The sequence below is a fragment of the Tenacibaculum agarivorans genome, from assembly GCF_001936575.1.
In the GTDB taxonomy this organism is placed as follows: Bacteria; Bacteroidota; Bacteroidia; order Flavobacteriales; family Flavobacteriaceae; genus Polaribacter; species Polaribacter agarivorans.
The window spans coordinates 44612-59908 of the sequence record NZ_MSMP01000026.1 but is presented as its reverse complement, the minus strand read 5'-3'; the positions used below and the strand labels follow the sequence as shown (position 1 = coordinate 59908).

9 protein-coding genes are annotated in these 15297 nt (G+C 33.2%); all 9 read right to left on the bottom strand.

Translation table 11 applies throughout. The features are described 5' to 3' along the window. Positions 1-11: 11 nt before the first annotated feature. A complete protein-coding gene (locus BVC87_RS17480) occupies positions 12-2066 on the bottom strand; it encodes a PKD domain protein (protein WP_143569821.1) in 2055 nt (684 codons plus the stop codon). 10 nt (positions 2067-2076) lie between these two features. Continuing rightward, positions 2077-3552, bottom strand: coding sequence for a RagB/SusD family nutrient uptake outer membrane protein (locus BVC87_RS17475; protein WP_075343693.1), 1476 nt, complete (start codon positions 3550-3552; stop codon positions 2077-2079). A 12-nt stretch (positions 3553-3564) separates the two neighbouring features. After that, positions 3565-6747 carry a SusC/RagA family TonB-linked outer membrane protein gene (locus tag BVC87_RS17470; RefSeq protein ID WP_075343692.1) on the bottom strand — a complete coding sequence of 1061 codons (3183 nt, stop codon included), beginning with the start codon at positions 6745-6747 and terminating at the stop codon, positions 3565-3567. A gap of 118 nt (positions 6748-6865) precedes the next feature. Beyond that, on the bottom strand, positions 6866-7957 hold the full coding sequence (locus BVC87_RS17465; protein WP_083629580.1) for an energy transducer TonB: 1092 nt from the start codon (positions 7955-7957) through the stop codon (positions 6866-6868). A gap of 249 nt (positions 7958-8206) precedes the next feature. After that, a complete protein-coding gene (gene ilvA / locus BVC87_RS17460; protein ID WP_075343690.1) occupies positions 8207-9475 on the bottom strand; it encodes a threonine ammonia-lyase IlvA in 1269 nt (422 codons plus the stop codon). Positions 9476-9477: 2 nt separating this feature from the next. After that, the gene (gene ilvC, locus BVC87_RS17455; RefSeq protein WP_075343689.1) at positions 9478-10980 is read right to left on the bottom strand and encodes a ketol-acid reductoisomerase; all 1503 of its coding nucleotides are present in this window, start codon (positions 10978-10980) and stop codon (positions 9478-9480) included. 13 nt (positions 10981-10993) lie between these two features. Next, positions 10994-11524 (bottom strand): acetolactate synthase small subunit, encoded by a 531-nt coding sequence (gene ilvN, locus BVC87_RS17450; RefSeq protein WP_075343688.1) that lies wholly within the window; start codon positions 11522-11524, stop codon positions 10994-10996. A gap of 2 nt (positions 11525-11526) precedes the next feature. After that, entirely contained in the window at positions 11527-13260 is a 1734-nt protein-coding gene (gene ilvB / locus BVC87_RS17445; RefSeq protein ID WP_075343687.1) for a biosynthetic-type acetolactate synthase large subunit, read from the bottom strand. An 11-nt stretch (positions 13261-13271) separates the two neighbouring features. Beyond that, positions 13272-14948: a dihydroxy-acid dehydratase gene (gene ilvD, locus BVC87_RS17440; RefSeq protein WP_075343686.1), complete on the bottom strand. Its 1677-nt coding sequence runs from the start codon at positions 14946-14948 to the stop codon at positions 13272-13274. Between the last annotated feature and the right edge of the window lie 349 nt (positions 14949-15297).

Genomic DNA, 15297 nt, shown 5'->3' with positions numbered 1-15297 from the left:
CTGTGCCTGATTTAATTCGTTAATGTTAATTCATCATAATAGTATTCGCTTCCATCTCCGTTAACTCCAAAATCAAAAAAGATAACTACTCGAATATAATCTTGCTTAGGAGCACTACTAAAGTCGTAGACCAGTTCTTCCCAAGCATTGGCAACACTTGTAGTTGCATCAAGCTCATGAAATAAATTTGGATCTGAAGTTTCTAATTTTAATCGAACTGTTATACCTTGTTTAGGTGACCATGTTTTCACACTTATTTTTGAATAAGTATCCAAATCTAAAGCTGTAGGTACATCAAAAAAGCCTCCTGCCCAAACTTCTGCTCCATTACCTTTTATAAGTCTAGCTACTTTTGAAGTCATATTAACTCCACTCATATCTGGATTGGTAATTACCTCAACATTAGCTCCTCCAAAACTTGTAAAAGCTGGGGCTGTAGCTTCAAAATCTTGGAATATTAAAGGAGGAATACCTCCTGAATCATTAATCAAATTAATATCATCGTAATAATATTCACTTCCATCTCCATTGGTACCAAAATCAAAGAAGATAACTACTCGAATATAATCTAATGTTGGCGCACTACTAAAATCATACACTAATTCTTCCCAAGCATTAGCAACACTTGTAGTTGAATCTACCTCGTGAAATAAATTTGGATCTGAGGTTTCCAATTTTAATCGAACTGTAATTCCTTGTTTTGGCGACCACGTTTTGACACTTATCTTAGAAAAATTAGTTAAATCTAAAGGAGAGCTTACATCAAAAAAGCCTCCTGCCCAAATTTCTGCTCCATTACCTTTTATTAATCTAGCTACTTTTGAACTCGTATTAACCCCACTCATGTCTGGGTTAGTAACGACCTCAACACTAGCTCCTCCAAAACTTGTAAAAACGGGAGCTGTACCTTCAAAGCCTTCTATTAGTTGGCTACTCGTATCGGTAGGATTTTTCCAGAAATATACATTATCAATAAAAACAATTCCTTCTCCACTTGGATCACTTGAAATGATATATTGATTAATATCTGAAAATGAATTCATTCCTGCAGCAGCAAAATCAGCCAAAGGAATATCTAAAGAAACCCATTCGCCTTGCGTAGGTGTAAATGATAACTCTGCTTCTGTATCACCATTAGCTCCACCAAATCCATCTTCTTTAAAATCTACTAACTTTACTCTAAACGCAGTAATATTTGGTGTCCATATATCTAAATGAATGAATTCCATATTGGAAGCATTTACTGGTGCTCCCACAGTTTCTATTCCATTAAAATTTAAAGCGGTATATTTCTTAGTAGCGTTACCCGCTACCATTACATCTTCAAAATTTGCCGCACTCCACACTGTATTCCAAGTATCTACACTAACATCTGTATACGCATCACTAAATAAAGAAATTACATCTACAGCTTCTCTATTTATTGGTGTTGCAGCAGCTGCAGTTGGTGCTAAAATTTCTGTAACTGTGAAAGTTGCTGTGTATTCAGTAGTAGCTATAGCTGCTCCTTTTGCAACCACTCTAATATCATAGTCTCCTGGAGTTTGATACGCATAACTTAAAGACTCTCCTATATTTGCTGTTGCAACTGGTTGAGTTACTCCCGATTCTCCCGAATAAAATTCATACATAGTTGCATAATCAGCTGCTGCGGTAATATCTACCTGTTTCGATATACTTGCGTTATTCTCTACGGTAACCATTAAATTTTCAGGAGCTTTAAACGAAACTACCAATTCTTGAGTTGCTTCTGTTTTTTTACCACTAATATTAAATGCTTCTATTTTTACCATATAATTCCCTTCAGCATATATATGATCTACACTCTGACCAATTTCTACATCTGCAAAATCAGTAGTACCATCTCCAAAATATACTTTAAAGCCATTTGCTCCATCAGCTGTTGGAGTTATAGTTACTAAACCTGTATTATCTTGCGTAACTGAATATGTTGCTGCAACATTACTTGGCGCCACTAAACTATCTACAAAAGATAAATCTCGTTCTTCATCTAAACATCCTACTAAAACGAATACTCCTAATATGATATAATATAATTTTCTCATAATCTTTATTTTATTGTTCTGAACATGTAGAAGTTGCATATCCTTTATTCTGACACCAATTATTTCCTGCTAACTCTATTTCTATTCTAGGGATAGGAAACAATTCATTTTTATTTGCTGTAAATCCAGGTATTGACGAAGTTTGTCCTGTTCGTACTTGATCGAAAAATCGATGCCCTTCTCCTGCCAATTCTAGTCTTCTTTCTTGTAGTATATTATCTAAAGTTACTGTTATTCTATTGGTTGTATTACCAAAAGCCCTATCTCTTATCTGATCTAAATATCCTTGGGCTACTCCTGTATTTCCTGATTGAACATGAGCCTCAGCTGCCATTAGCAGTACATCTGCGTAACGAATAGCTCTATAATTATTACTATGTGTTAGGCGGGCATCCAAAGCATTTCCTTCAGCAAAAGGAATGTATTTAAAATTGAAGTAACCATTATGATCATTACCTTCTGTGAAGGTTACATCTGGTCTAGTTGCTACAAAATCATCTATATTAAAATAGGTTGCATCCTTTCTAGTATCTCCTGTTTGGTATGCATTAATAATATCTAGTGTGGGAATATTAAAACTAAAACCATCTGCATATGGAGCATAATTTCCTGTTCTAAATCTAGGTCCCATAAAACCTACAGCTATATTTCCTTCTACACATTGAAAACAATTAAAGCTTGCACCTTCTTGTCCAAAATACTGTACTTCAAAAACAGATTCTGAATTGTTCTCATTCTGATTTGAGAAAATTGTCGAAAAATCTGAGATTAGACTATATTGACCAGCACTTATTACTTGATCTAAGGTTTGTGCTGCTAAATCAAATTTTTGTTGGTATAGATATATTTTACCAAGTAATGCTAAAGCTGCTCCTCTTGTAGCTCTTCCTGATTGTGTTTGTTGCCATGGTAAAATACTAGCAGCACTTTGCAAGTCATTTTCTAACTGCGTATATATTGTTGCTGTTGGTGATTTATCTATAGTTTGTGCTTCTTCTAAACTTATTCTTTTATCTAAATACATAGGAACACTTCCAAAAAACTTCACCAATTCGAAATAATAATAAGCTCTTAAAAACTTTGTTTCTGCTAATACTTGCTCTTTTCTATTAAAAGGTGTTTTGTCTTTAAATTCGATGATGTAATTTGCTCTACTAATTCCTGCATACATCCATTGAAATATATTTCTTAACGCTCCATTATCTGGGTTATGTGTCATATCATCAATCTGTTGCCAATCCAACACATCAGTAGGGTTTTCACCTCCACACAAACTATTATCTGAAGCTATTTCTCCTAAAATTTGATTTAAATAGGTGGTAGATAATAAATCATATACTCCTATTAATGCATTTTCATAATCCTCAGCTGAGTTAAAAAAGTTTTCTGAATTTTCCTGACCTGCTGGTAATGTTTCTAAATAATCATCACAACCAACTATTACAAGAGCGACTATTATTGCTATTATTTTTATACTATTTTTCATTTTCCAACTGATTTAAAATGATACTTTAATTCCTGTAATAAACATTCTAGGCTGTGGATATTGACCTAAATCCACCCCAGCTCCAATAGCACTAGCATTGGAGATATCTGGATCGTATCCTCTGTATTTTGTAAAAGTGTAAAGGTTATTGACTGATAAGTAAAATCGTAAAAAGTCAATTCCTTTAACTTGCTCTGAATTTAATGTGTATCCTAATTGTACATTTTGAATTCTTAAAAACGAACCATCTTCAACATAAAAAGAAGAAAACAACTGGTTATTTGCTGCATTAGTTGAAGCTCTTGGTACTTCATTAGAAGTTCCTGGTCCTGTCCACCTCCCATTATACAATGAAAGTTTATTACTGTAGGTTAAGAAACGCTCATAACTTCGAACAATTTCGTTTCCTAAAGAAGCATAAAAAGAAGCACCAAAATCGAACTTATGAAATTTGAAGTCAAAACCTCCACCCATTGTAAAATCTGGAATGGGATTTCCAAGCACGGTTAAATCATTTTCACTACCGAACTCTATGTACCCATTACCATCAACATCTACATATTTTAAATCTCCAGGTGCTGCTCCAGGTTGATATTCATCCAAAACTCCATCTCCATCTCTATCCACTGCTAAGGCATCTATTTCAGCTTGTGTTTGAAAAACGCCATCTGTTTGTAATCCATAAAAAACTCCTATTGGTAATCCGTTTTGCATTCTTGAAGGTTGTTGATTCAATCCAAATAGACCTCCAGGAATAAAACCTGCAGCATTATTTACATCGATCACCTCATTATTTATTGTAGTTAGGTTATAGTTTAACGCTAGAGAAACATCATCTGAAAAGTAATGAGTATAATTTATACCAACTTCTATACCTTGATTCTCTACAATTCCAGCATTTACAAATGGTGCTCCACTACCTGGTGCTGAACCTCCTAAAAGTGCTGAAATTTCAGGAACTACCAATAAATCTTCTGTACGCTTTTTATAATAATCAAAGCTTATATTTAAATTGTTATCATAAAAACCTAAATCGAAACCTATATTAGTTTGAATTGTAGTTTCCCACTGTAAATCTGGGTTAGAAAGTATTCCTACAGCATTTCCAAAAGACAAAATATCATTGAAAGGATACGTTGCGTCTCCATTCAATCCTTGTAAAAATCCAAGCCATCTATATGATCCTATTTTATCATTTCCTACTACTCCCCAGCTACCACGAAGTTTAAGATTAGTTACACCTATTTCTCCCATAAAATCTTCATTATGTACTACCCAACCTGCAGAAAAAGAAGGGAAATATGCTACTCTATTATTGGGACCAAAACGTGTTGAAGCATCTCGACGTAAAATAGCCGAGAATAAGTACTTTTCATTAAAATCATACTGTAGCCTTCCAAAAATAGAAAAGTAACGATCTTCAATAGAGAAAGAATTGGTATTTATTGTTTCTTGAATATCATTTGTTCCTATATCATCATCATCTATAATAAATGATTGTGTATTGAACAAGTACGCATTTTTCCACGTATCATTTGCTGTTAAAAAACCTCCTCCAAATATTCCGTTACTCTGTTCTGTTGTAACAGAGAGACCTAATGTAGTTTGAAAATTATGAGCCTCTCCTAAAGTAAAGTTGTAGTTAATAAAATTCTCTGAAATAAAGGAACCGAAGGTTTGAGTATTTTCATTAACTCGGCTAAATACATCTCGATCACCATCGTTATTCCTGTCCAAATCAAATTGACCCGTAATTTGATCTAACCGAACTGTATTTACTACTTTATTTTCTCCATAATATTGTAAAGGGAAGTATGCCCTAGAATATACGTTTGAATAATTGAAACTATTTCTAGTAGTGAATTCAAAATTTTTCAAAAAATCATAAACTAACTCAATTTTTCCTGTAAATCGATTTACTCTTGTTTCGTTAAAAGTATTATCTATAACCGCAAAAGGGTTAACAATTTCATTTCCTTGCTCTATTCCTATATATGAAAAACCTCTTGAGGGTCCACTACCATCCGTTCCATCAAAAATTGGAGTTAAAGGTGAAGCATTGTTTGCGTAATACAATACAGAACCTCTGCTTCCTTCTGGAATTGTTCTTCTCACATTATTGGTATATAAAACAAGTGTGTTTAGCTTTAATTTTTCAGTAAGGTTTAAACCTAAATTACTTCTTAGTGTCCATCTTGCATAGTTTGATCTTCCTGGTGCAATAATTCCTTTTTGATCTAGTAAACTTCCACTTACATTGAAATTATACGTTTCTCCTCCTCCAGTAGCTCCGATATGATGTGTTATCATGGGAGCAATTTCAAACAGTGCATCTTGCCAATCAGTTTCTGTAGTAATATTTTGTAACTGAAATGGTGCAACTCCACCATCTGCAGCTACCGTTTCATTAACCAAAGCTGCATATTCAACTCCTTTTAATAAGTCGAGTTTTTTTGTCGTTTCTTGAAGTGATACAGATGTGTTATATGTAAACTTTGTTTCTGTATTACTTTGTCCTGATTTAGTAGTAATTAAAATTACTCCATTTGCTCCTCGCACCCCATAAATAGCTGTACTTGCATCTTTAATTACATCTATTTTTTCTATATCATTAGGATCAATAATACTTAAATCTGGTCCTATCTGTACTCCATCTACAAGTACCAAAGGTGAGTTATCTTCATTTGTAGTAATTCCCCTAATTCTAATATTATATTCTGAACCTGGAGATCCTGAGTTTGAAGTAATCTGGACTCCTGCTGTCCTTCCTTGTAGCGCTTGTTCTATACGCTGGGGATTATTCCGTTCAATTTCTTCTGGTTTTATGGTACTGTAAGCTCCAGAAACTAACTCTTTTCGTTTGGCCCCATAACCAATAATAATAACTTCATTTAAAAAACTTTCTTCTGTATCTAATTCTAGCTCAATATCAATTATCGAACTTGTGACTACAACTGTTTTTTTGGTATATCCTGGATAACTAAATTCCAAGACTTTACCGATTGCTGCTTGAATGGTGTAACTTCCATCAAATTCAGTTTCAGCAATTACTGAAGATTCTCTTAATAATATGAATGTACCAGGAATTGGCTCCCTTGTCACTCCATCTAACACCTTACCTTTGACTTCTATTTCTTGGGAAAGTGAGATAAATGAAAGACATAACAAATTAAATAATGTAAATAGTTTTTTCATATAGGACGGTATAATTGATTTAAAAATTTGACCTCAAATTTTAGGGGAAGGATGCATTCTCCTAAGTGACATCTTAATTTAGATGCCACCTAAGAATAGAATGTGTTATGTTTAATTTTTAATTTAGTGTAAAATTGATAGGAAAAGAGTATGAAGTATTTACACTTTTACCTTCTATTTTCCCTGCTCTAAGTTTGGGTAACTTTTCTATAAATCTTATTGCTGCAGTTTCAAGAATTGTAGTGTTGCTAGGTCCTTTAGCCGTAATATCTACTACTTCTCCTTTTTTATTAATTACGAAGTTTACAACAACATTCCCTTGAATATTTTTCATTTTTGCTTCTTCAGGATAGGCAAAATAATTTTGTATATGCTGTATTAAACTATTATTAAAACAGGTAAGTGAATTATCATTAGATTTTTTGCATGAATCAAATTGAGGTATTTCATCTAAAGAAGAAAAGCTATGAATTGATTCTTTAACTGTTAGTTTGTTAGATTTTCTAACGTTAGTGGGTTTTTTACCTGGTATTTTAAATGTAATTGGTAAACCATATTTTACAGTAACAGCACTACCGTTATGCTCGCCTGGTTTAAACTTTGGAAGCTTATTAATAATTCTTTTGGCTTCTTTACCTAATAAATCTCCTTTGTAGGGCGATACAATTTTTAAATCTTTTATTTCTCCATCTTTGGCTATAGAAAAATGAGCATAAACTCTACCTTGAATACCTCTATCATAAGCACTAGCAGGGTATTTTAAATTTTGTCTAATATGATTTCGTAATTTAACTTTAAAACAACGATCTTGTTCATATACAGGAACCGACTCGCAACTCTTAAAGAGAGGAATTTGATCTACATAATCAAAAGGTAAAATATCTGGTGTTTCTTCTTTTTTAACATCTACTATTGAGTTTACAATATCTACCTTTTTTTTGATAGATGCTAGTTTATGAGAATAACCGCTAGATGATATACCTGTGGCTTTATCTCTTTTTCTAATTACTCTTCTTCTTGAAGTAACTTGAACGGTAATTTTTTGTGCTTTACTATCGTTTGATTTTCTATCGATAGAACACTTTGTTATACTGTTTAGATCTAAAACTGGATCGTCTACAGAGTTTGAACATGTCTTTGAAGACTGGGGAATGACATTGGCTATATAGAATAGCAACAGAAGTGTCGAAAACCTTAGCTTTTTATTCATAATTACGGGGGGTTAATGTTTAAATGAAACTAATTTTTCTTTACTATTTGTGATAAATGTTAAGAACGTTAATTTTTTATTATTACTCTAAAAATAAGCAACAAACTTTACCAATATACTAAAAAACAATGTATTGTAAAAATAAAAATTGAAAAAAAATTAAAAAAACAGGTGTTTCCCTTTAGTTTCCAAGGGAAATTAGAGATAGAAGAAAATAGTGCGGATAAGAAGTTTACACCTGTTAATTAACTATACCAAAAATTCAAATAAGTTAGGTTTATTATTTAAGTATTCTCCATAGAAGTTTAACGTTTTCATACGCTCGATGAGAGGTTCTAAATCTTCACTCTTAACTAATTCTATTCCTACTACTGCAGGTCCATTTTCTCTAGTTGTTTTTTTAGAATACTCAAAAAAGGTAATATCGTCATGTTCTCCTAAAACATGCATTACAAATTCTTTTAAAGCTCCTGCCCTTTGAGGAAAACGAATGATAAAATAATGTTTAAGTCCATTATATAAAAGTGCTCTTTCTTTTATTTCAGCAGTACGAGTAATATCATTATTACTTCCACTAATTACACAAGCTACATTTTTACCTTTGATTTCTTCTTCATAAAAATCTAAAGCACTAACTGTTAAAGCACCTGCAGGTTCAACTACTATTGCTTCTTTATTGTACATTTCTAGAATAGTTTGACATACTTTACCTTCAGGTACAGTAATCATAGCATCCAAGTTTTCTATACAAATTTTATGAGTTATATCTCCTACTTTTTGTACAGCAGCGCCATCTACAAACTTATCTATTGAATGTAATTTAACTACTTTATTGTTTTCTATTGCAGATTTCATAGAAGGTGCTCCTTCTGGTTCTACTCCAATTATTTTAGTATTTGGAGAAAGATATTTAAATACAGAAGATAGACCAGATGCCAATCCTCCACCACCTACGGGGACAAAAACGTAATCGAGTTGCGAGTCAAATTGTTCTATTATTTCTAAGCCTACAGTACCTTGTCCTTCAATTACTTTTTCATCGTCAAAAGGATGTACAAATGTTTTTTCTTTTTCGTTTGCAATTTTTTTAGCAGCACTATAAGAGTCATCAAAAGTGTCTCCAATCAATTCTATATCGATGAATTCTTTACCAAACATTCTGACTTGCTCTACTTTTTGTTTTGGTGTAGGAGCAGGCATAAAAATTGTACCGTGAATTTTCTTTTTTTGGCATGCTAAAGCTACTCCTTGGGCATGGTTTCCTGCACTGGCACAAACAATTCCTCTAGCTATTTGTTCTTTCGTTAAAGAATTAATCTTATTGTATGCTCCTCTAATCTTATAGGAACGTACTTGTTGTAAATCTTCTCTTTTAAATAAAATATTTGCCTGAAATTTTTCAGAAAGATTAAAATTTTCTTGTAAAGGAGTAACTGCCGCTACACCTTTAAGTGTAGTGGCAGCTTCTCTAATTGCTGATAGTTCGGGTATATATATTTTTTTTATTGTAGATTCCATTATTATGACATCACTAGTTCTTCAACAACGCTTTCCTCTTTTATTGATTTCATTGCTGTCATTGCTTCTCTTAACTTCTCTCCTACTTCTTCTATAGGGTGATTTCGTATTGCTTTATTCACTTTAATTAAAGCTGCATTATCTACTGCATTTGAATTGGTGTAGAATTCTCCCACTAAATCTGTAGTTACTGTTTTCATAAAGTCTTGTAATAAAGGCTTTGCTGCATGATCAAATAAGTAACATCCATACTCTGCTGTATCAGAGATTACTCTATTCATTTCGTATAATTTCTTACGAGCAACAGTATTTGCTATTAATGGAAGCTCATGTAATGATTCATAATACGCTGATTCTTCAATAATTCCAGAAGACACCATTGTTTCAAACGCTAATTCTACTCCTGATTTTACAAAAGCTACTAGTAAAGTTCCTTTGTCAAAATATTCTTGTTCAGTGATTTCTTGAGATGTAGGACTTGTTTTTTCAAAACCAGTTTCTGCAGTAGCTCCTCTCCAAGTTAATAAGTTCACATCGTCTTTTGCCCAATCTGCCATCATTGTAGAAGAAAAATGACCCGACATAATATCATCCATATGCTTATCAAATAAAGGTCTTAAGATTTCCTTTAATTCTTCTGACAATTGATATGCTTTAATTTTGGCTGGATTTGACAAGCGATCCATCATATTGGTAATACCTCCATGTTTTAATGCTTCTGTAATTGTTTCCCATCCATATTGAATTAGTTTACTAGCATATTCTGGATTCACACCTTCTTCGATCATTTTATCAAAACATAAAATTGAAGCGGTTTGTAATACTCCACATAAAATAGTTTGCTCACCCATTAAATCAGACTTCACTTCTGCTACAAAAGATGATTCTAGCACTCCTGCTTTATGTCCTCCTGTTGCAAATGCATAGGCCTTTGCTTGTGCTAAACCTTTACTTTCTGGATCATTAGCTGGATGTACCGCTATTAATGTAGGTACTCCAAACCCTCTTTTGTATTCTTCTCTAACTTCACTTCCTGGGCACTTAGGCGCAACCATAATCACAGTTAAATCTTCTCTAACTTGAGTTCCTTCTTCTACGATATTGAATCCATGAGAATATGATAAAGTAGCTCCTTGCTTCATTAAAGGCATAACAGCTTGAACTACATTACTATGTTGCTTATCTGGAGTTAAATTACATACTAAATCTGCAGTAGGAATTAACTCTTCATAAGTTCCTACTACAAAGTTATTTTCAGTTGCATTTTTATATGACTGACGTTGTTCTTTTATAGAATTTTCTCTTAGCGCATAGGAAACATCCAAACCTGAATCTCTCATATTTAACCCTTGATTTAACCCTTGGGCACCACAACCTACAATCACTACTTTTTTACCTTCTAAAGCTTTAATTCCGTCAGTAAACTCATTAGATTCCATAAATCTACATTTTCCTAACTGCTCTAATTGTTCTCTAAGAGATAATTGATTAAAATAATTTTTCATGATTTGTATGTTTTTATTCTTTAATTGATTCTAATAATTCTGATACAGGCATTTCTTCTTTGGTTACTGCAATTCGGCCTGATCTGACAAACTGCATAATTCCATGTTTATCTAACAAATGATACAACTCTTCTACCTCTTCTTTTGTACCTGACTTTTCGAGTACGAAAAAGTCTTTGTTAATATTAATTACTCTTGATTTACTACTGTTAATGATTCTTTGAATTTCATCATTTTCCGTTAGTAAATCGGAACTCAATTTAAATAGACACGACTCTTGATAGATCGTATCCTCATCAACATGATAAAAAGCTTTGATTACTTCTATCTGTTTTTCTAATTGCCCTAAAATCTTCTTCATTTGATCTTCAGTGATTCTTACTAATAACGTAATTCTTGATACACTTTTTATCTCAGATTTAGAGACATTCACACTTTCTATGTTAATATGTCTTCTTTGAAATATTGCAGATATTCTGTTTAATACTCCAATATTATTTTCTGTATATATAGATATTGTATATGTTTGTTTTTTGCTCATAATTCTTAACTTAGTCTGATATCTGAAACTGATGATCCTGTTGGTATCATTGGAAATACATTGTCTTCTTTTTCAACACACACTTCTAAGAAGTAAGCATCTTTAGATTCCATCATTTCTTTAACTGCGTCAGCTAAATCCTCTCGTTTTGTTACTCTTTTAGCTTCAACACTATATCCTTTAGCAATAGTTACAAAATCTGGATTTACCATTGTAGTAGAAGCATAACGCTTATCAAAAAATAACTGTTGCCATTGACGTACCATTCCTAAATAATCATTATTTAATACGACTATTTTAACTGCTGTTTTAGTTTGTAGAATAGTTCCTAATTCTTGGATAGTCATTTGATATCCTCCATCTCCTATAACCGCCACAACTTCTCGCTCTGGCATTCCCATTTTAGCACCAATAGCTGCTGGTAAAGCAAATCCCATAGTACCTAAACCTCCAGAAGTAATATTACTTTTGGTTTGTTTAAAATCTGCATAACGACAAGCTATCATTTGATGTTGACCTACATCTGATACTATAATTGCATTTCCTTCTGAAGCTGCATTGATTTCTCGCATCACTTCTCCCATGGTTAATCCTTCTTTAGTTGGATATAAATCGTTTTTGATCACTTTATCAAATTCTATAGCATCATGGTCTCTAAATTCTTGTAACCATGCTGAATGCTCTTTTTCTTCAATAAAAGGCAACAATGCTGCTAAAGTTTCTTTAGCATTTCCTAAGACTGCAACATCTGTTTTTACATTTTTATCTACTTCTGCTGGATCAATTTCAAAGTGAATTACTTTCGCTTGTTTTGCATATCTATTTAAATCACCAGTTACACGATCATCAAAACGCATACCTATAGCGATCAACAAATCGCATTCATTTGTTAATCTGTTCGGACCATAGTTTCCATGCATACCTACCATTCCTACATTTAAAGTATGCGAAGTGGGTAGTGCAGATGCGCCAAGGATAGTCCACGCTGATGGTAAGCCTGCTTTTTCTACAACCGCTTTAAACTCTTCTTCAGCTTCACCAAGAATTACTCCTTGCCCCCATACAACTAATGGTTTTTTAGCACTATTAATTAATGCTGCTGCACTTTTAACAGCTTCAATATCCATAGTTGGAACAGGTTTATAACTCCTTACTGAAGTGCAAGGTTCATATGAAAACTCGAATTGTTCGAACTGTGCATTTTTAGTGATATCAATTAACACTGGTCCTGGTCTTCCTGAACGTGCTATGTAAAACGCTTTAGCAAATACTTCTGGAATTTCTGAAGCTTTGGTAATTTGATAATTCCATTTAGTTACTGGTGTTGATATACCAATGATATCTGTTTCTTGAAATGCATCTGTCCCTAATAAGTGTTCTGCTACCTGACCTGTTATACAAACCATTGGTGTAGAATCTATTTGAGCATCAGCAATACCTGTAATTAAATTTGTTGCTCCAGGTCCTGAGGTAGCCATAGCTACACCTACCTTACCTGTAGCTCTAGCATATCCTTGGGCTGAATGTGTAGCTCCTTGTTCATGACGTGTTAATACGTGATGTAATTTATCTTGATATTTAAATAATTCATCATACACCGGCATAATTGCTCCACCAGGATATCCATATAAAAGGTCGACCCCTTCTGCCAACAAACATTTTATGACTGCTTCTGCACCAGAAATAGTCACACTAGTTTTTACACTCTGTTCTTTAACTTTTTTCGCTCTAGTTTCCATGTTGCTGTGATTTAAAATTCGTCTGTTACACATCCATTAGATGCCGACGCTACTGTTTTTGCATATTTATATAATACACCTCTTGATACTTTTAACGGAGGTGCTTTCCACTCTTTTCTTCTTTGTTCTAGTTCTTCATCAGAAACTTCCAAGTTGATTGTATTAGTTTCTGCATTAATTGAGATTGTATCTCCATCTTTTACCAAGGCTATTACCCCTCCTTCTTGAGCTTCTGGAGTAATATGACCAACTACAAACCCATGTGTACCCCCTGAAAATCTTCCATCAGTGATTAAGGCTACATCTTTTCCTAAACCTGCTCCCATTATAGCTGCTGTTGGTTTAAGCATTTCTGGCATTCCTGGTCCTCCTTTTGGTCCTTCATAACGAATAACAACTACATCTCCATTTTCTACTTCTCCATTCTTTATCCCATCATTAGCTGCATATTCACCTTCAAACACTTTTGCTTTACCAGAAAAAAACAATCCTTCTTTTCCTGTAATTTTTGCTACAGAACCATCTTTTGCAAGGTTTCCATATAACATTCTTAAATGTCCAGTTTCTTTAATTGGATCGTCAATCGGCTTAACCACATCTTGTCCTTGTAATAAACTTGGTACATCTATTAAATTTTCTGCAATTGTTTTTCCTGTTACGGTCAAACAATCACCATGGATTAATCCTTTTTCTAATAAGTATTTTAAAACTGCAGGCGTTCCTCCAACTTTGTGTACATCTTCCATTAAGTATTTTCCACTTGGTTTTAAATCTGCTAAAAATGGAGTTTCATCAGAAATTCTTTGGAAATCCTTTAATGTAAATTCAACATCTGCTGCTTTAGCTATCGCTAAAAAGTGTAATACCGCATTAGTAGAACCTCCCATTACTGTAACCAATCTAATCGCATTTTCTAACGACTTTTTAGTTACTATATCAGATGGTTTTATATCCTTTTCTAATAATACACGTAAAGCTTCTCCTGCTTGAATTGATTCTTCCTCTTTGTTATTACTAATTGCTGGATTAGATGAATTATACGGTAAACTCATACCTAAAGCTTCAATTGCTGAAGCCATAGTATTTGCCGTATACATTCCTCCACAAGCACCAGCACCTGGGATTGCTTTTTCTATTACGTTTTGGTATTCGTCTTGTGTTATTGTTCCTGCTACTTTACTACCCCAGGCTTCAAATGCAGAAACGATATCTAATTTTTTCCCTTCGTGACAACCTGAGGCTATTGTTCCCCCATATACTAAAACCGAAGGTCTGTCTAATCGCAACATTGCCATTAAAGCTCCTGGCATGTTTTTATCACACCCAACTACCGTTACTAATCCATCGTAAGACATAGCCTGCACTACAGTTTCCATAGAATCTGCAATTACATCACGAGACGGCAATGAATAACGCATTCCTGGTGTTCCCATAGAAATACCATCAGAAACACCTATAGTATTGAATATTAAGCCTACTAAATCAACATTTTCAGTTCCTTTTTTCACCAATTTTGCCAAATCATTCAAATGCATGTTACAAGGGTTACCTTCATAACCTGTACTAGCAATTCCAACTAAAGGTTTTTGTAAATCTTCTCTGGTTAAACCTATAGCATGTAACATTGCTTGAGCGGCTGGCTGAGTATCATCTTGAGTGACTCTTTTACTAAACTTATTTAACTCCATTTCTCTATTTTTTATCTACAGTTACAAACTGAGTTAATAGTTTAGTTTTAAAATTTTTAGCCATAAATATTTGACTATATATACTAACCAAATAATCTTCTATTCTCAAAAAACTATTTTGGTTAAAAAATTCTCTTAATTTGTTGAAATACATCATTTTCTAATTTGTTATCCGAATTTATTTTATACTTTTTTTTATGCCTTATCTTTTTTAAAAAACCTATGATTTTTAACACTTAAAAAAACAACTTAAAAACCTAAAAAACAAACACTTAATATTAAATTAACATGATATTCATATCATAAAAAAAAGCCTGTATCTGGTATTGATACAGGCTTTTTAAACTAC